General features: G+C 38.2%; 22 protein-coding genes and 1 riboswitch. Of the genes, 13 read left to right on the forward strand and 9 right to left on the reverse strand.

The window, feature by feature from the left end:
* Positions 1-72 precede the first annotated feature (72 nt).
* The 5 genes from CFS60_RS11340 (at position 73) to CFS60_RS11360 (ending at position 3,011) form a co-directional block, all read left to right on the forward strand.
* The gene (locus CFS60_RS11340) at positions 73-981 is read left to right on the forward strand and encodes a DUF1385 domain-containing protein (protein ID WP_088810045.1); all 909 of its coding nucleotides are present in this window, start codon (positions 73-75) and stop codon (positions 979-981) included.
* A 6-nt stretch (positions 982-987) separates the two neighbouring features.
* Positions 988-1,263, forward strand: a complete 276-nt coding sequence (locus tag CFS60_RS11345; protein WP_088809943.1) for a hypothetical protein — start codon at positions 988-990, stop codon at positions 1,261-1,263.
* A 43-nt stretch (positions 1,264-1,306) separates the two neighbouring features.
* Positions 1,307-1,690, forward strand: a complete 384-nt coding sequence (locus CFS60_RS11350; protein ID WP_088809942.1) for a rhodanese-like domain-containing protein — start codon at positions 1,307-1,309, stop codon at positions 1,688-1,690.
* Between the two features lie 56 nt (positions 1,691-1,746).
* Entirely contained in the window at positions 1,747-2,370 is a 624-nt protein-coding gene (locus tag CFS60_RS11355) for a pentapeptide repeat-containing protein (RefSeq protein WP_088809941.1), read from the forward strand.
* A gap of 101 nt (positions 2,371-2,471) precedes the next feature.
* Positions 2,472-3,011: a hypothetical protein gene (locus CFS60_RS11360; RefSeq protein ID WP_088825623.1), complete on the forward strand. Its 540-nt coding sequence runs from the start codon at positions 2,472-2,474 to the stop codon at positions 3,009-3,011.
* Positions 3,012-3,054: 43 nt separating this feature from the next.
* On the opposite strand, the gene gcvPB is transcribed toward CFS60_RS11360, so the two are convergent.
* From gcvPB to gcvT, 3 genes are read right to left on the reverse strand one after another with little or no spacing between them, the layout of a single operon-like run.
* Positions 3,055-4,509: an aminomethyl-transferring glycine dehydrogenase subunit GcvPB gene (gcvPB, locus tag CFS60_RS11365; RefSeq protein ID WP_088839262.1), complete on the reverse strand. Its 1,455-nt coding sequence runs from the start codon at positions 4,507-4,509 to the stop codon at positions 3,055-3,057.
* Positions 4,506-5,864 carry an aminomethyl-transferring glycine dehydrogenase subunit GcvPA gene (gene gcvPA / locus CFS60_RS11370; RefSeq protein WP_088809935.1) on the reverse strand — a complete coding sequence of 453 codons (1,359 nt, stop codon included), beginning with the start codon at positions 5,862-5,864 and terminating at the stop codon, positions 4,506-4,508. The genes gcvPB and gcvPA overlap by 4 nt, the downstream gene beginning before the upstream one ends.
* Positions 5,865-5,893: 29 nt before the next feature.
* On the reverse strand, positions 5,894-6,979 hold the full coding sequence (gene gcvT, locus CFS60_RS11375; RefSeq protein WP_088809933.1) for a glycine cleavage system aminomethyltransferase GcvT: 1,086 nt from the start codon (positions 6,977-6,979) through the stop codon (positions 5,894-5,896).
* 81 nt (positions 6,980-7,060) lie between these two features.
* Positions 7,061-7,151: riboswitch (glycine riboswitch) on the reverse strand.
* A gap of 345 nt (positions 7,152-7,496) precedes the next feature.
* Between gcvT and comGA the strand changes: the two genes are divergently transcribed.
* Genes comGA through comGF form a run of 6 tightly spaced genes read left to right on the forward strand, consistent with a single transcriptional unit; the run spans position 7,497 to position 10,946 of the window.
* Positions 7,497-8,507, forward strand: a complete 1,011-nt coding sequence (gene comGA / locus CFS60_RS11380) for a competence type IV pilus ATPase ComGA (protein WP_088815855.1) — start codon at positions 7,497-7,499, stop codon at positions 8,505-8,507.
* Positions 8,494-9,525, forward strand: a complete 1,032-nt coding sequence (gene comGB / locus CFS60_RS11385; protein WP_088809931.1) for a competence type IV pilus assembly protein ComGB — start codon at positions 8,494-8,496, stop codon at positions 9,523-9,525. Before comGA ends, comGB begins: the two co-directional genes overlap by 14 nt.
* A gap of 13 nt (positions 9,526-9,538) precedes the next feature.
* On the forward strand, positions 9,539-9,853 hold the full coding sequence (gene comGC / locus CFS60_RS11390) for a competence type IV pilus major pilin ComGC (protein ID WP_088809930.1): 315 nt from the start codon (positions 9,539-9,541) through the stop codon (positions 9,851-9,853).
* On the forward strand, positions 9,853-10,269 hold the full coding sequence (gene comGD / locus CFS60_RS11395) for a competence type IV pilus minor pilin ComGD (protein ID WP_244169942.1): 417 nt from the start codon (positions 9,853-9,855) through the stop codon (positions 10,267-10,269). The genes comGC and comGD overlap by 1 nt, the downstream gene beginning before the upstream one ends.
* Positions 10,256-10,540, forward strand: coding sequence for a type II secretion system protein (locus CFS60_RS11400; RefSeq protein WP_088809929.1), 285 nt, complete (start codon positions 10,256-10,258; stop codon positions 10,538-10,540). The genes comGD and CFS60_RS11400 overlap by 14 nt, the downstream gene beginning before the upstream one ends.
* Positions 10,494-10,946, forward strand: coding sequence for a competence type IV pilus minor pilin ComGF (comGF, locus tag CFS60_RS11405; protein ID WP_088809928.1), 453 nt, complete (start codon positions 10,494-10,496; stop codon positions 10,944-10,946). The genes CFS60_RS11400 and comGF overlap by 47 nt, the downstream gene beginning before the upstream one ends.
* Positions 10,947-11,177: 231 nt before the next feature.
* Here comGF and CFS60_RS11410 read toward each other — a convergent pair whose 3' ends face one another.
* The 6 genes from CFS60_RS11410 to rpmG all read right to left on the reverse strand — a co-directional run bounded on the left by CFS60_RS11410 (position 11,178) and on the right by rpmG (position 15,948).
* Entirely contained in the window at positions 11,178-12,275 is a 1,098-nt protein-coding gene (locus CFS60_RS11410; RefSeq protein WP_088825624.1) for a hypothetical protein, read from the reverse strand.
* An 87-nt stretch (positions 12,276-12,362) separates the two neighbouring features.
* Positions 12,363-13,334, reverse strand: a complete 972-nt coding sequence (locus CFS60_RS11415; RefSeq protein WP_088839263.1) for an ROK family glucokinase — start codon at positions 13,332-13,334, stop codon at positions 12,363-12,365.
* 16 nt (positions 13,335-13,350) lie between these two features.
* The gene (locus CFS60_RS11420) at positions 13,351-13,557 is read right to left on the reverse strand and encodes a YqgQ family protein (protein ID WP_088809925.1); all 207 of its coding nucleotides are present in this window, start codon (positions 13,555-13,557) and stop codon (positions 13,351-13,353) included.
* Positions 13,554-15,104 carry a rhomboid family intramembrane serine protease gene (locus CFS60_RS11425; protein ID WP_088809924.1) on the reverse strand — a complete coding sequence of 517 codons (1,551 nt, stop codon included), beginning with the start codon at positions 15,102-15,104 and terminating at the stop codon, positions 13,554-13,556. Before CFS60_RS11425 ends, CFS60_RS11420 begins: the two co-directional genes overlap by 4 nt.
* 98 nt (positions 15,105-15,202) lie before the next feature.
* Entirely contained in the window at positions 15,203-15,748 is a 546-nt protein-coding gene (locus tag CFS60_RS11430; RefSeq protein WP_244169943.1) for a 5-formyltetrahydrofolate cyclo-ligase, read from the reverse strand.
* A 50-nt stretch (positions 15,749-15,798) separates the two neighbouring features.
* Complete coding sequence (gene rpmG / locus CFS60_RS11435) at positions 15,799-15,948, reverse strand: 50S ribosomal protein L33 (RefSeq protein WP_003719608.1); 150 nt, start codon at positions 15,946-15,948, stop codon at positions 15,799-15,801.
* Between the two features lie 193 nt (positions 15,949-16,141).
* Here rpmG and CFS60_RS11440 point away from each other — a divergent pair, with 193 nt between their 5' ends.
* A complete protein-coding gene (locus CFS60_RS11440) occupies positions 16,142-16,540 on the forward strand; it encodes a hypothetical protein (RefSeq protein ID WP_088815862.1) in 399 nt (132 codons plus the stop codon).
* 28 nt (positions 16,541-16,568) lie between these two features.
* A complete protein-coding gene (locus tag CFS60_RS11445; protein WP_088809922.1) occupies positions 16,569-17,042 on the forward strand; it encodes an endolytic transglycosylase MltG in 474 nt (157 codons plus the stop codon).
* The last annotated feature ends 33 nt before the right edge of the window (positions 17,043-17,075 follow it).

Consider the following 17,075-nt stretch of genomic DNA (forward strand, 5'->3'; position numbering starts at 1 on the left):
TAAAGGCTGGTGAACTTGTTGGAAGATAGACAAAAACCTGCTTATGGTGGTCAAGCAGTCGTTGAAGGCGTCATGTTTGGCGGCAAAAAGCAAACCGTTACAGCCATTCGCAGACTAGACGGTACGATGGAGTACTTTTATTTAGAAAAAAATAGCCCTCAATGGGTTACGACTTTAAAGCGCATTCCTTTTTTAAGAGGTATTGTGGCACTCGTTGAATCTAGTGCCATTGGTTCCAAACATTTAACGTTTGCAACTGATCGCTATGATGAAGATCCAAATCAACCTGAAGTGGAAGAAAAAATTGAGAAAAAAGAATCGAAAGTTGCCCTCTGGCTCGGCGTTGCGGTTATTGGCGTCCTTTCATTTGTTTTCGCGAAATTCGTGATGACGCTGATTCCAGTGTTTCTCGCACAGTTTTTCCGTTTTCTTGTTCCAGGTGATGTTGGACAAGTCATTTTAGAAAGCTTTTTTAAACTTTTATTGTTGCTAACTTACATTTTTGCCATTTCACAAACCCCCATTATCAAGCGGGTTTTCCAATATCACGGTTCCGAGCATAAGGTGATCAACTGCTATGAAAACAACCTCCCTCTTACGGTAGAAAATGTTCAAAAGCAGTCGCGGCTTCATTATCGTTGTGGGAGCAGCTTCATTTTATTCACCGTAATTGTCGGGATGTTCATTTACTTCTTAGTGCCAACTGACCCGCTGTGGCTCCGTGTTGTGGATCGTATCTTGCTCATTCCGGTTGTGCTAGGCGTTGCATTTGAAGTGCTGCAACTAACAAACAAGTGTCGGAACATTCCCGTTTTGCGCTTCCTAGGCTATCCAGGACTCTGGCTTCAACTTATCACAACAAAAGAGCCTGACGATTCACAAGTTGAAGTTGCTATCGCTTCTTTTAATGAACTTTTGCGCGTTGAAAAAGAAGGCGTTCCAGAAGATGAATTGCCTCAAAATTTAGAGTTACTGGAGTAGATGAATATGAAAAAATCATCCAAAATTATTTTGACTCTAATTGTTGTACTGTGCCTGATTGGCATCTTTACAGGTGGCGCGATTTCACTTGTCACACTCATTATCATTGGGGCGATTTCCGCTCTGTTACTCTTTGTTTTATTTCATTTTATTGCAGCTCCAAAAGCGTCAGGATACAAAAAAGCGGTGAAGCAATCCAAGCAACTTCGCCGAAACGAAGAAAATCGCATTTCAAAAAAGAAAAAATCTTCGTTCAAAGTCATTGATGGTGGGAAAAAATAAGTTATAATAGAATTGATGTTGTATTGGAAAGGAGTTTACAGAATTGGATTTCAGTTGGATTTTAGCCATTGCCATTTTACTGATTTTACTTGGTTATGAAGTATATCAGCTAATTATGCGCAGAAAAGCAATCACCGTTTTATCAGAAGAAGAGTTTAAGGAGGGGTATCGCAAAGCACAGCTTATTGATGTGCGCGAGCCTAATGAGTTTGACGGCGGTCACATTTTAGGAGCACGAAACATTCCTGTGACGCAACTTAAACAGCGTATTTCTGAGTTCCGCAAAGATCAGCCCATTTACTTATATTGTCAGTCCGCACAGCGTAGTAATCGTGCAGGCATCATGCTTTATAAGCGCGGCTACCGGAATATTTACCAGCTAAAAAGCGGTTTCCGTAAATGGTCAGGTAAAACAAAAGCGAAATAATCATGAAAGCCGTCTCCGTTTACGAGGCGGCTCAAATTTTATAAAGGAGCCTATATATGTCTAAAATAGTAGCACCGAAAATTCCTCATCATTTAACAAATGCGTTTGAAGCAGACTTAACCGATTCTTATATGCAGCACATCCTTTTTACAGGCGCTTTCCCACTTCCAGAAACAGAAAGTCTTGTCATTAATCAGTCAAAATTTGAAAATGTCTTTTTCGAAGGTCGTTATTATCCGAAATTTGACCTGACTGATGTTCTTTTTGAAAAATGCAATTTATCAAACGTAACCCTCTATTCAAGCACTGTTCATCGCGTAACATTTAGCGATTGCAAATTGACTGGCGTTGATTTTTCCGACAGCTTGCTACACAATGTGACCTTCCAGAATTGTTTGCTCGATTTAGCAGGGTTTAGTTTTTCAAAATTTAAAAATGCCACATTTATAGATTGCCAATTGACTGGCGCAGAATTTGAAAGCACTGAATTCAAACAATTTTCATTTCAAAATTGCCTTTTAACGGACTGCCTTTTTGCTAATACTTCGCTAAGCGGGCTTGACTTCACAAGCTGCACATTTGAAAAACTAATTGCTTCGATTGAATCACTAAAAGGACTAAAAGTGAACGAGGGACAAGCCTTAAAATTATCCACCCTGCTCGGCATCATTATTGAATAAAATCAGACTAAATACTGACTTAGTTTCCATCTATCGTTGGTTATAAATCCTCTATTTTCTCGTTAAAATAATGGTATCGATATAAAAAGGGGATTTCAAAAATGAAGATATACATACTTTTAACTAGCACCAATACTCTACTCGCAAGAACGATTCAAAAATCAACAGGATTTCCGTTCTCACACGTATCACTTGCATTAGATGCTTCACTTTTTAATACATATAGTTTTGGAAGAAAAAGTGATTTAAATCCATTTCAAGCTGGTTTTGTTCGAGAAAACATGCATGAGCCAATATTCCAAAACGCAACCTGCATCATTTACGAACTTCAAGTTTCAAAAGAAAAATATGCACAAATTAAACGCTCCATCCATAAAATGAAACGCCGAGAAAAACTTTATCGCTATAACTTCTTAGGTTTGTTCGCTCTGCTTTTCCAAATCCCCTATAAACGGGAAAACCACATGTTCTGCAGTCAATTTGTTGGGCAGACACTGCTTGAGGCTGATATTAAAATTGATAATATCCCTCCTGAATTGTTAAAGCCAAGTGACTTTACAGCGTTTGAACCATTGAATGAAGTTTTCTCTGGGCAATTGAAAGACTATCCAATTTTTGAAAAAGACAATAAAATTGCTTAAAAAAACCGGGAAGAAGAGCCAACCTCTTACTTCCCGGTTTTTATTATTTTTGATAACGAAGTACTGGTTTTCTTGCAGCACGCGTTTCATCAAGACGTTTTACATACGTATCATGCGGCGCTTCTTGGACGATTTCAGGATCATCTTCTGCTTCTTTTGCAATTTGTAACATCGTATCGATGAATTTATCAAGCGTTTCTTTTGATTCCGTTTCTGTTGGCTCAATCATCATCGCCTCTTCCACAATGAGTGGGAAGTAAACTGTTGGCGGATGGAAATTATGATCTAACAGACGTTTCGCGATATCTGTCGTTCTGACGCCAAGTTTCTTTTGACGATTGCCGCTAAGGACAAATTCGTGTTTGCAGACTTGGTCGAACGGGAGATCAAACGCTTTTTCAAGTCGGCGCATCATGTAATTGGCGTTTAAAACGGCGTACTCGGTTACTTTTTTGAGTCCGTCTGGGCCCATGGTGCGGATATACGTATACGCCCTGACGTTAATTCCGAAGTTCCCATAATAAGGTTTTACACGGCCGATAGATTGCGGGTAGTTGTAATCAAACGTGTAGTTTTCCCCTTCTTTCGTTAAAACAGGCGTAGGCAAGAATAGGATTAAATCTTTTTTGATTCCAATTGGACCAGAGCCAGGTCCACCGCCGCCGTGCGGACCGGTAAATGTTTTATGCAGATTTAAATGCACCACATCGAATCCCATGTCCCCTGGACGCACCTTTGCCATAATCGCATTTAAATTTGCCCCATCGTAGTATAGCTTTCCTCCCGCAGCATGAATGATTTCCGCAATTTCCACGATGTCTTTTTCAAAAAGACCGAGTGTGTTTGGGTTTGTCAGCATGAGCGCGGCTGTATCTTCGCCAACGACAGTGCGCAAATCTTCAACATCAACAAGTCCTTTTTCGTTCGATTTCACGGTCACTACTTCAAAGCCTGCGACGGTTGCAGAAGCTGGGTTCGTGCCATGCGCAGAATCAGGAATAATCACTTTCGTACGCTTCGTATCCCCGTTTGCTTCGTGATAAGCGCGAATCAGCATCAGGCCAGTCCACTCGCCCTGCGCCCCTGCTGCTGGCTGTAATGTTACTTCGTCCATGCCCGTAATTTCCACTAGACTCGTTTGCAAATCATATAAAAGAGCCATCGCGCCTTGCACGGAACTTTCAGGCTGATACGGGTGAATGTTCGCAAATCCAGGAAAACGTGCTACTTTTTCATTAATTTTTGGATTGTACTTCATCGTACATGAACCGAGCGGATAAAAGCCTGAATCTACGCCAAAGTTATGGTTGGAAAGCTCGGTGTAGTGACGCATAATTTCAAGTTCGCTAAGCTCTGGTAAATCAGCTTTTTCCGAACGAATATAGCTCGACTCAAAAATATCTTCTAAGTTCGTTTCAGGAACATCTTGCTCTGGCAGACTAAAACCGATACGCCCAGGCACGGAACGTTCGAATACAAGTTTCATCGTTTCACTCATTTTACTCCCTCCAAACTCTCTACTAATGCTGTAATAAAGGCATCGATTTCGTCTTTCGTGCGCATTTCAGTTACGGCGACAAGCATATGATTCGCGTATTGCGGCGCATAGAGCCCTAGATCAAAACCGCCAATAAAACCGCGCTCAAGTAGCATTTCATTAACGTGTTTCACTGGCTCATCTAACTTCACGACAAATTCATTAAAGAAAGCGTCCGAGAATAAAACGGTAAAACCAGCCGCTTGAAACGCACTTTTAGCATAATGAGCTTTATCAATGTTTTGCTTGGCCATTTCTGGAAGCCCGTTCTGACCAAGCGCGACCATTGCAACAGAAGAAGCAAGCGCATTTAACGCCTGATTCGAACAAATATTTGATGTTGCCTTATCACGGCGAATGTGCTGTTCACGCGCTTGGAGTGTCAATACATAGCCACGTTTTCCGTTCTCGTCAACCGTTTCACCGACTAATCGTCCTGGAACTTTACGCATTAATTTTGTCGTACACGCGAAATAGCCACAGTGCGGGCCACCAAACGATTCAGGAATCCCAAACACCTGCGTATCGCCAGCCACAATATCCGCCCCAAACTTCCCAGGTGGGGTTAAAATTCCTAAAGCGAGCGGATTACTTGAAACAATGAGTAGTCCTTTTTGTTCGTGAACAATCGCTTCAATTGCCGCTAGATCTTCTACTTGTCCATAAAAATTAGGATAACCGACAACGACACCGGCAACCTCATCGTTCATAGCCAATTTAAGGGCCGCTAAATCCGTTTTTCCGTCCTTTTCAGGGATGAGCTCTACTTCGACATGTTGCCCACTTGCATACGTCCTTAACACGTTAATGGATTCAGGGTGAACCGCCTCAGATACTAACACTTTCTTCCGCTTTGTATGCCCTGATGCAAGCATAGCCCCTTCAGCGAGTGATGTTCCGCCGTCATACATCGACGAGTTCGCTAAATCCATTCCCGTCAACTCTGCAATCATCGTTTGAAACTCAAAAATCGCCTGCAATTCCCCTTGCGAAATTTCTGGTTGGTACGGCGTATAAGCCGTGTAAAATTCAGAACGCGAAATAACATGGTCCACAATTGTTGGAATGTAGTGCGAATACACGCCTGCCCCTAAAAATGAGGCTGTTTCTTGCGTATTCACATTTTGTGCAGCGAGTTTCGTAAGTTCACGCAATAAGTTGGGTTCCGAAATGGCCGGTTTTAAATCATAATCCCGATTGAATCTAATTTTCTCAGGAATATCCGTGAATAAATCTTGGATGGAACTGACCCCAATTGTTTCTAACATTTCTTTTTCATCTTGCTCCGTCATTGGTAAGTAGCGAAATTTTGACATGTTCTTTCCTCCTTTTAATGGCGTAAAGTTTATTTTCCTCGCTTATAAAACGGCGTTTCAACAACGACTGCTTTAAGTTTCTTGTTGCGCACTCCGACTTCAAGCTCAACTCCAAGTTCTGCGTAATTCGAGTCGATCAAGGCAAGACCTAAGTTTTTCCCTAAAGTAGGTGATTGTGTGCCCGATGTAATCTTCCCGATTTCCTTCTCGCCTAAGTAAACAGGATAATCGTGTCTTGGTATCCCGCGGTCAAGCAGCTCCACCCCAACAATCTTACGCGGTACGCCCGCTTCTTTTTGTGAAATGAGCGCTGCTTTTCCAATAAAGTCAGGCTCTTTTTTTAGCTTTACGGCGAAATTAACGCCTGCTTCAAGTGGCGAAATTTCTTTTGATAACTCTTGACCATAAAGTGCTAAATTGGCTTCAAATCTAAGCGTATCACGTGCGCCAAGCCCAATTGGTTTTGCCCCTGCACTCACAACTGCTTCAAACACGGTAACCGCATCTTTAGCCGCCATATAAATTTCGAATCCGTCTTCACCTGTATAGCCGCTTCGCGAAATGATTGCGTCTACTCCAACTACCTTTTCCTCTACAAAACCAAAGAATGGAATGCTCGCCAAATCGGCATCTGTCAGGCTTTGCACAAGTTTCTCGGCATTCGGTCCTTGAACCGCTAGTTGGCCATATTCTGATGAAACATTTTTAACTTCTACATCTTCACTAGCATGTTCTTTTAGCCAGTTAAAGTCTTTTTCTGTATTCGCAGCGTTGACAACGAGTAGATAATCTTCATCGTTGCGTTTATAAACAACTAAATCATCTACGGTGCCCCCGTCTTCGTAACACATAATATTATATTGCGCGCGTCCATCTTTTATGTTCGCAATATTATTTGTTAACATTTTTTCTAAGTATGCGGTGCTCTCTTTCCCTGTCACATGAATTTCCCCCATGTGTGAAACATCAAATACTCCAACATCGGTGCGAACTGTTTCATGCTCGGCTTTTATCCCTGCAAATTGTACTGGTAAATCCCATCCCCCGAAATCAATTGTCTTGGCTCCGTACTTCCCATAAATGGAGTGAAGCGGTGTCTGTAATAGCTCTGCCAAAATGAAAACCTCCTTTTAAATTTAAGCATAGGAAAAAGGCTTACTAAATCATAAGCCCTGTCGTAAAAAACTCCAGAGTTGCGTCCCATAAACATCCTTTTGCCTGAGAGTTTCACATACTTCATGCTTTCCCCGTCGGCGCTGTTTTAACAGTCTCTCTGTTTATTTTCAACCGCATTTTACATATGTATCCTGCCTTTTCCTATAGCTTATCACGCCTTGCAACGTTCGGCAAATTATACGTTCTAACGTATATAAAAGTATTTTCCAAAGGATTCGTTCGTAATGAAAGGGCTTTATTTATTTTCATTCATAAAAACGTACGCATAGTTATCGAATTCACAAAGTTTTGCTACTGGAAAATTTTTTTATGAAGTGATTATTTGTTTTTGGCGTCAATTAAGCGTTTGCATTTTTATAAATTTGTCGAAATTTCATTTTCGGGCGGAAAACCCCTTTTATACCAAAAAGGAGTTGTTGTGTATGTGGCGAATATAATTAGCAAGAGGTGAATTTTATGCCCCAACTTTTTTTTGATAGTATGTTAGAACAATGTTTTGAGCTGCGTGCAAGCGATTTGCACTTGCACCCTTCTATAACTTGTTACCTTGTGAGAATTCGTGTTTCCGGTAAGCTCCACCCGCTAGCCACTATCCCGTTTGATCTTGGCGATAAGTTAATTTCTTTCTTAAAATTTAATGCTCAAATGGATATCGGCGAAAAGCGTAAGCCGCAATCTGGACAATACGAGCGCATCATCAAAAATCAGACAATCGCTCTTAGAGTATCTACACTTCCGAATAAAACTGGAAGGGAAAGTATGGTTTTGCGACTCTATCATTATGAGAAGCCACTGCCATTTTTAGAAACAACTCTTTTTTATGCTACAGCAAAATCTATTTTCGAATGTTGTGCTTCTAAATCAGGTTTATTTCTATTTTCTGGCAGTACTGGAAGCGGTAAGTCAACATCTATGTATAGTCTTGCTACTGAATTAACGCGGCATACACATAAACAAGTTATCACTATTGAAGATCCTGTCGAACATCTTCATCAAGAGTTTTTACAAATTGAAGTGAACGAACGCGCGGGCCTCACTTATGGAACTATTATCCGTGCGATTCTAAGACATGATCCAGACATTCTTATTATTGGTGAAATTCGTGATAGTGAGACCGCACAGATGGCAATTCGAGCAGCTCTAACAGGGCATCTTGTTATTAGTACTATCCACGCAAGTAGTTTAGATGGCATCATTGCCAGGTTAGCTGAATTAGGCATATCCAAAGAAAATTTGGCGCATTGCTTACTTGGCATAAGTTTTCAAACAATACATGCGCTTTATTGCCCGCTATGCTTAAGTTCTTGCCAACTTTTTTGTACACATCTTTCAAGAAAACGTACGGTTCTTTATGAAGTCGAAACTCGGCAAATCAATCTTCTGCAAATGCTAGAAGGACAACGAAATACCCCCACATTATCACTTAACAAACAATTTCAGAAAGGACTCTGCTATGGCTTTTTTTAATCAATCTGACTGGAATAAAGATGGCGATTTCCTAGTTCGCCTTTCCGAACTTTTAGACAAAGGTTTTCCAATTGATACCGCTATCGCCTATCTAGCCATCACTTCAAAAAAAGAAAAAAGACGCTATCTTATCATGCTTGAAACATTGAATACGGGTGCAAACTTTTCAATCGCTTTACAAAAAGCAGGTTTTCCTTCCTTCATTTCGGCACCTGTCCTTTATGCAAATGAACATGGCTATTTTAACGAAACCCTGTTAGAGTGCGGCAAGCTACTAAAAAGAAAAGCCGAACAACAAAAATCTCTTAAAAAGACATTTCAATATCCGGCTGTTCTCTTTTCAACTGTTATCATCGTATTTTTCTTGTTACGGATTTTCTTGCTGCCGAAGTTTGACCTGCTGTTTAAGCAAATTGCTAACGGTGAAAATGCATCTGGTCAGTTCTCATATTTCTTACTACAACAATTACCGATTATATTATTTGGCCTGATGCTAGGTTGCTTCTTCCTATTCTTATTCATTTTAAGCAGGAGCAAACGAAAAGATGCTTTAAAACGCGCCTTGTTTTTCAATAAAATCCCTATCGTTTCAAGTTTTACGCGTATTCACTATTCTCAACTATTCGCGAGAGAATGTGGTTATTTATTGAAGAGCGGTCTTTCTATTCAACAAACTTTTCAGCTCTTCATGCAAAAGAAATCCACTTCTTTTTTTATGAATATAGGCGAAAAATTTACGATTTCCTTAGAAAAAGGGCTTTCTTTTACGGAAGCTGCAAAATCTATTGGAATCTTTGAAAAAGAGCTTGTTTATATTATTAAACACGGCGAGAAAAATGGTACTTTGTCAGATGAACTTTTATTTTATTATGATTTTTGTCATAGTAAAATGCTCGAAAAAACAGAAAAACTTTTTGGCTATATTCAGCCAGCTGTATTTCTTATTATCGGCATTTTAATTATTTCGATTTATTTATCAATCCTCTATCCCATGTTTTCAATGGTTAATCAAATCTAAAAGGAGTGTTTTCATGTTTAAAATTAATTGGAAAGACAATCAAGCGTTTACTTTAGTGGAAATGTTAATCGTTCTGCTCGTCGTCAGTGTTCTGTTACTCCTAACGATTCCGAACATCGTGAAGCAAAGTAAATCCATTAATGATAAAGGTTGTACTGCTTTTATTTCTGTTGTAGAAAGTCAAGTCCAAGCTTATCAATTAGAATTCAATCAAGTTCCTAGTTTCGCTGATTTACTCGCGAAAGGTTATCTATCTCAAGATCAAAAAAGCTGCCCGAATGGAAAAAGCGTTCAAATTGATGCTTCAGGAAATGTAAAGGAAAATTAGTGAAAAGAAATAGCTTTACACTCATTGAAATGTTGTTTGTTTTACTGATTTGCAGTTTAACCATTCAATTAACAATTACTCCTGTTCACCGCCTTATCGATCAAATTGCAGAAAAAGAGATGCTTGAGCAAATCAAAGCGGATATTTTTTTGGCCCAAACTATCGCGATTACAAACGGCGAACGAACAGAAATCATTTTTAATCCCGATCAATTTCAAATGGTTGTAGGTGGGCAAACACGCTATACAGAAAAATTTCCTAAGTCGCTAAAAGTTGTTCAACTAGAAAAATTCCAATTTCTACCAGATTCTGGTCATATTAATCGTTTTACAACCGTACACTTTAAAGGGCTTACACGTGACTACAAGTGGATCTTTCAAATTGGGAAAGGACGTTTTAGAATTGAAGAAGCCTAACGGTTTTACGCTGCTTGAAAGTATTTTTTCGCTTAGTATTTTAGTTTTGATCACGTCTTTTATTACGCCATTAATTTTGTTCATGCTTAGTCAACTTGAAACCGAGCGAGATTTAACGATACTTTATCAGCACCTACACGATCAAGCTCGGGCCCATCAATCTCCCCCTTTCAAAAAAGAAATTGATGGTTATTATATTGAGCAATTAAAAAAGGAGGAGATTTGTGGTTGGTCGAGTAAAAATAAAAAATGTCTCCCTCTCGCCGAATAAAAATGCCTTTAGTCTGCTAGAATCTATCATGGCTCTTTTAGTAACAATCATTATTTTTACAATGATCCCTTTCTTACTGCAGACCGAAAAAAAGATATTGAATGTGACGAATATTTCTCATAGTGCAGAATGGCATATTTTTGTGAAACAATTACGCGAAGAGATTGGAAACGGGAAAATTCATATTCGTTCAGACAATAAATTCTGTTCGATTTCAAACAAAGAAATTTGTTACGAATTCTATAAAGATGTGATTCGCAAGCAAGTTGACGGGAAAGGTCATGAAACGTTGCTTACAAATGTCGCTCAATTTTCAATGTATTTAAATGATGCGGAACTAAGTTTGAAAATCAAAACAACTGCAAATAAAAATTTCACTACCATGCTTATGATGGAAAGGGAGTGAGTTAATTTTGAAGAACGGCTTTTCTCTCCCGATTACTCTATTTATCCTTTTCATTAGTTTTCTTATTTTAACAAGTGTTATTACTCTCTTTAATCGCCAAATGGAATTCGAACAGCGGTGGCAGAACTATTACATGGAGCAAATAAAACAAACCAGCAGATAGCTGAAAACCAATTTACTTCATTATATACAAAATGACACACTGTCTACTTTTTAACAGACAGTGTGCCATTAATAAATTCGTTCAGAAGACGAAACTAAGTTTGAAATTTTCCCATCTTTAGTGGAAATAAGTTGTTCAAACTGATAGCCGTATAAAACTTTTTGGCCATCTGGTGAACTAACAATTGGTTTATTATCCATGAGTTCTACGATAACACGATGTGATTTCTCTTCTGGATTAATCAATACAAGACGATATTCATTACCTTGTGGACTTATTTTTTTACTTTCATACGGTTCAAACGTCAGGAATGTTTTGGCCGTAAAATTTTTGTCGAAATACGGAATAAAGGTTCCTAATTCATCGTATTCTCTAGGCATCTCATATTTATAAATGGTTTGAAATCCTATTGTTCGAAAATCATACGTGACTTTTGATGGGTCATCAGGTCGTTCAGTTGTAAGAAGCATATTGTGGCTAACCGCAAATTGCAAAATATTGGCCACGATAAGACTTTCTGGTTCTTGTTCTCTAGTATCTTCCAAATACAAATTACCGAGTTCAATCCCAGGTTCTTTCCGGTTTACTACATACAAATTATCACTATACCAACTGACAAACTGCGATGTAGTTGTCACTTTTGAAATTTCACTCGTTTCTGTATCAATAACATTTACTGTATAAGCAAAATTTTGATCAAAGAGAACCATCATTATTTTGTTTATCGAATCCGGATTCCAATAAAAATTGGCAGATAATGGTTCCATCTCTTTACTCATAAGAGTACTACCATCTGATGTCGAATGAACAGATAAATTCACTTTATTGTTTTTTTGAATAGCATACACGAGAAACTGAGAACCATCTGGACTTAATTGCACATCAGAAATTAAGCTGTCTACAGCTAATATTGGTTTTTCTTTTCCTGTATAAATATTGTAGTTGACGAAGTTTGTGCTTTTTCCTTGTTGGGCTTGCACTAAGACACTATCATTATTTAGCCAACCGACAATGCGAACAAACTTCTGCTTACTTGTTTGAAATGGCTTGACAACCATATTCTCATCTTTCTTCGCATCTTTCTGCTTAGGAGGAGAGCAGCCAAATGAAATAGAAGTGATTACGACAACGAACACAACTAGGATAAGTACTTGTTTTTTCTTCATCTCAAGCCTCCAATCTGTTTATCTATCCATAAAAATACCCTTTTTAGAATAAGCTAAAACTAGATTAGATGGCGCTTTTTTTAATTATTACGCTTCCTCATTTGGGAGCGCTAACCATGCAGCTCCAATAACGCCTGCATCATTGCCTTTTGTAGCAATTGAAATTTTAGTTGATTCTCTAACTGCTGGAAATACCATTGTTTCAAAATAAGCAATAACTGGTTTTAATAAAGCATCACCAGCAGCTGAAACACCTCCACCGATAATAATCTTCTCAGGATTTAACATATTACCAATATGGCTAAGTGCTAAAGCTAAATAGAATGAAATTTTATCGACAACAAGTTTAGCTAGCTCATCATTTTCTTTTTCAAAATCAAAAACAAGTTTAGCTGTTACTTCTTCATCATTTATAATCGCATCACGGAGTTTAGACTTACCTGAAAAGTCTTTTGCTAAGTCTTTCGCAACCCGTACGATACCTGTTGCAGAAGCGATTGTTTCTAGGCACCCTTTCTTACCACATGTACAATCATAACCGTTTTCAGGCACGACCGTAACATGACCAATTTCGCCAGCTGCGCCTCTTACGCCATGAAGAATTTTGCCTTCAGCAAAGATTCCGCCGCCAACACCTGTACCTAATGTGACGAATACTACATTTGCACCGCCTTCACCAGCACCTTTCCAGCGTTCACCAAGTGCTGCAACGTTTGCATCATTATCTAAGTGAACTTTTAATCCAGTTATACGACCCAGATCTTCTGACACATTTTGTTCTTCTACCCAGTTCAAATTATAAGCGCCTTTTACAGTTCCCTTTTCAAAGTTTACAGCGCCTGGAGTTCCCATACCGATGCCATAGAATTCATCGCTTTTAACTTGAAGCTCAGCCAATTTTTGATTTAAGCTATTCCCAATATCTTGAACAATGTTTGAGCCGTTGTCTTCGATGTTCGTTTTAATTGTCCATTTCTCAGTAATATCGCCTTCTTTGTTTAAAAGCGCAATTTTTGCTGTTGTTCCGCCTAAATCAATACCAATTAACTTTTTGTCCATGTCCCTTATTCTCCTTTTATTTACTATTTTTCTTCTGTTCTTTTATTAACTCTTGTTTTAGAATACCTCGCGCTTTAGCATATAGCTCTCTATCTAAGATTTGGTGTTTAAAAAGTTCTGTCAGTTCATGCTCCATCATTTCGATATCATACTCGCGTTTACCAAGATAAACAATAATGCCATACTTTTTTAATAGCTGTGCTACATCGTAAACAGAATTCATAGTGCTCCCTCTAACTGGTTAGAATTTTTTAATTGATTATAGAAATCTAAAAAGAACTTTTCATCAGATAAATCTTTAGCTATTTCAGCTTCTTTTAAAGCATTTTCTCGGTCGCCTTTATGCAAATAGGTCACTGCTAAAATATAATGAGCTTGCGGAATTTCTGGATTCAGTAGAATGGCTTCTCTAGCAGCTGCTTCTGCTTTTGAATAGTGCCTGTTTTGTAAAGCTTCTGTGGCCATAAGGGTATAGCTATATTCATCAGCACTTCTTGTTTCTACTAAATAATCAAGTATTTTATTGGCTTCTTTATGATTTCCTTCTTGAAAATAAGATTGGGCTACACTATTACTAATAGCAGGATTCTGCACTTCACCAGCTTTATCAAATCCCATGACTAGAAATAGAATGGCTAGCGTAACAAAGCCAATTCCGTAAAAAAGTCGCCGCCAGTGAAAATATTGTAGTGGTAAAGATAATGCTCCTGCTAAAAAGAATCCTCCTACAAGGCCACCCACATGTCCAGCCAAATCAATTCCAGTTGCAAAAATATCGATGACTAAATTTACTGCAACCAATGCCGCAATACTAGAACCTATTGTTTTAGCATAAAGATGCGGTTTTAAAACAACTAAGTAGAGCAACGCGCCAAATAGAGCAAAAACAGCTGTACTCGAGCCAACAGCCACATTATTGTTTAACGCAAAGCTTGCGATATTTCCAGCAATTCCGCCGATGAGAAGAATTGTGGCGTAGCGCCATTTCCCATAAATTTTCTCTGCCCATGGACCAACTATATAGAGCATGAGGCAATTTGCTGCGATATGCATGAGTCCGGTATGCAAGAAAATAGGTGTAATTAGACGCCACCATTCGCCTTGATAAATTAGCGGGTTAAACTTAGCACCATATTCAACTAAAGTGAAGGTACTAAGCGACATATCTTTAAAAAACACCCAAAGAAAGTACGCGATTTGCATCGCAATGAAGGTATACGTAATATAAGGTTTTTCTTTTCTTGCTGTTTGTTGTTCTTCAGTTACTTTTTTGGTGATATAGTTGATAACGGTTTGCCGCTCCAATGCGACACGTGCTTCTGTCATTTCACCTTCTACAGAGAAAGTTCCTTGTTGAATCCCAAGTTCATTTTCTAACTCTCGTAACTTTTGTTCAGTATGTTCTGTTGAAATTAAAAAGTTTTGGAGTGAAATTTTATCATTTTTACCTGTTATTATTTTTTCAAATACAGGTTTGTCCCCCACAGGCTCAAAAGGACTGATGTAAATGTTCACGAGTGAAAGCTTTAATCTACCCATTTGTTTACGAAGATTTTCGGCCACGTTAAAGACATGGGTCACGTCGCGCTCCACTACACTTGCCCATCCTAATTCTCGCATTTGAATACGAATGACTGGGCGATCCTTTTTATTTGGATTATCTAACCATAGTTCTTGTTTTTCTTCATGTAAATGAATGAGTCGATAGTTTTCTTGCCCTAAAAAGTAGTTCGTTAACAGCCAGAAAACATAATTTTCTTGGAGGCTCAAAAAATTCCCTGCTTTCTCTCTAAAAATACAGATTACATTTACTACTATACGCAAAAAAATAGGCGTTGTAAACAAATCCTAAATAAAATTCTTAACGATTAAATAACCAAAATTTTCCCAACTGGTATATCATGTCTTTCTGGTTGTAAATCGCTACTTATTTGTTCGCTAAAGCAAAGTGAAATTGTTTGATTAGGATAGTTTTCGAGATAGCGGTCATAAAAGCCACCGCCAAAACCAATACGGTATCCAACATCGTTATAAACTACGCCCGGAACTAACAGTAGATCAATTTTTTCTTTTTGCACAATGGTTGCCTTTTCACTCGGCTCTTTAAGTCCTAGTTTTTTCTCAATTAACTGGTCACCACTTTGATACTCGCGAAATTGCATTTTATTACCTGGATAGATAGTTTCAGGAATGACAATTGTTTTTCGTTCTTGAAAGGCTTTTTCTATGATACATGTTGTATCTACTTCTGGAAATCTTGAGATTGTTACGCCAACAATCATTGCTTGTTGCCATTCGGTTGTGTCAAAAAGTTGGTTGGCTAATTTTTCTGATTTCTCGCGATGCTTTTCTTTATTCATCTGATTGAGTTGTTGCAAAACGTTTTGACGTAAGTCATTTTTATTCATTGGCATAAGGAAACCTCCCTTTTAAATAAAAAAAGCAACAGGGGAAATCCTGCTGCTTACTTTGTTTCGCGGTGTAAAGTTACACGACGCAATCTTGGACAATATTTTTTTAGTTCAATACGTTCAGGATTTTCACGTTTATTTTTAGTCGTAATGTAGTTACGATCGCCACACTCCGTGCATTCTAAAGTAATATTTACGCGCATTGTTTTCCCTCCAACTCTATTCAGAAAAATTATTTATAGACCTGTATTATAATATCATTTTTAGGCTGATTCTGCAAGGTTACATGTGATTTTCTTTTTATTTTCTTTACAAATCTTAAAAGGCATGGTCTTTTAGTAAGCTTTATGTTATAAATAAAGGTAGAGTTTTAGTGAAAAGAGGTGTTACTACATAATGACCGCAATCATAATAATTCTTCTTGTTGCTGCTATTGTCCTGTTCATTGTGTCTTTCTTGAAAAAGGGAAATACAGAACAGACAGAAAGCGAATTTGAAGAAGTTGCGTCGCAGCTGATGCATGAAAATTATCAGCTTAAAAAGCGTGTGTCTGCTCTTGAGAAAGCTATGCAGACTACTGAAACTAAAGAAGCGACTGAAGAAGTGAAAGAAGAAACAACTGAGATGGTAGCTGAAGAATCCTCTTCTACTCCAAGTCCTAAAATGCAATCTCTATTAAAAAAACAAGTTATCACTCTTTATACATCGGGGATTGCAACTGATGAAATCGTGGAACAATCATCTCTTCCGAAAGAAGAAGTTGAACAAATCATAGAAGAATATTTGGAACATTGATTCCAACTGGCAAGAAAGGAGTAAATCGTTGAAAAATAATTTACGCATGATTGCTCTAGGTCTACTCATTTCTGCTGTTGTCCTTTTTGTTTATTCAGAGTTTTTCTCTTCAGAAACCGATGCAGCAACAAAGGAACCAACAACGAAACAAGCAGCTGGAAATAGTAATACTTGGAAGCAAAAATATGAGAAACTTTTAGCTGAGCAAGAACTTGAAAAAAATGAAGTCGCCGAAAAAGAACGTCAAGAAGCTGAAAAGAAAGCGGCTGAAGAAAAGAAAAAAAATGAAGAAAAAAAATATACAGTAGTCGTTTCAAAAGGTGAACCTACTTCTCAAGTAAGTGAAGACTTGAAAAATAATGGTATTATTGCCAATGCACAAGACTTCGACAAGTATTTGAAACAAAATAATTATGAGAAATACGTTCGTGATGGTAAATATGAAGTCACAAATAAAATGACTTTTGATCAACTCGCGAAAAAATTAACTCATCAAGATTAAAAAAACCCAAAGTGTCAAAGCACTTTGGGTTTT

Source organism: Listeria sp. ILCC792, assembly GCF_900186135.1.
In the GTDB taxonomy this organism is placed as follows: domain Bacteria; phylum Bacillota; class Bacilli; order Lactobacillales; family Listeriaceae; genus Listeria; species Listeria goaensis.

Coding starts and splice junctions, on each gene's coding strand:
- CFS60_RS11340 (WP_088810045.1), top strand. CDS start 73: ATGTTTGGCGGCAAAAAGCAAACCGTTACAGCCATTCGCAGACTAGAC.
- CFS60_RS11345 (WP_088809943.1), top strand. CDS start 988: ATGAAAAAATCATCCAAAATTATTTTGACTCTAATTGTTGTACTGTGC.
- CFS60_RS11355 (WP_088809941.1), top strand. CDS start 1,747: ATGTCTAAAATAGTAGCACCGAAAATTCCTCATCATTTAACAAATGCG.
- CFS60_RS11360 (WP_088825623.1), top strand. CDS start 2,472: ATGAAGATATACATACTTTTAACTAGCACCAATACTCTACTCGCAAGA.
- gcvPB (WP_088839262.1), bottom strand. CDS start 4,509: ATGAGTGAAACGATGAAACTTGTATTCGAACGTTCCGTGCCTGGGCGT.
- gcvPA (WP_088809935.1), bottom strand. CDS start 5,864: ATGTCAAAATTTCGCTACTTACCAATGACGGAGCAAGATGAAAAAGAA.
- comGA (WP_088815855.1), top strand. CDS start 7,497: ATGCCCCAACTTTTTTTTGATAGTATGTTAGAACAATGTTTTGAGCTG.
- comGB (WP_088809931.1), top strand. CDS start 8,494: ATGGCTTTTTTTAATCAATCTGACTGGAATAAAGATGGCGATTTCCTA.
- comGC (WP_088809930.1), top strand. CDS start 9,539: ATGTTTAAAATTAATTGGAAAGACAATCAAGCGTTTACTTTAGTGGAA.
- CFS60_RS11410 (WP_088825624.1), bottom strand. CDS start 12,275: ATGAAGAAAAAACAAGTACTTATCCTAGTTGTGTTCGTTGTCGTAATC.
- CFS60_RS11415 (WP_088839263.1), bottom strand. CDS start 13,334: ATGGACAAAAAGTTAATTGGTATTGATTTAGGCGGAACAACAGCAAAA.
- CFS60_RS11420 (WP_088809925.1), bottom strand. CDS start 13,557: ATGAATTCTGTTTACGATGTAGCACAGCTATTAAAAAAGTATGGCATT.
- CFS60_RS11430 (WP_244169943.1), bottom strand. CDS start 15,748: ATGCCAATGAATAAAAATGACTTACGTCAAAACGTTTTGCAACAACTC.
- rpmG (WP_003719608.1), bottom strand. CDS start 15,948: ATGCGCGTAAATATTACTTTAGAATGCACGGAGTGTGGCGATCGTAAC.
- CFS60_RS11440 (WP_088815862.1), top strand. CDS start 16,142: ATGACCGCAATCATAATAATTCTTCTTGTTGCTGCTATTGTCCTGTTC.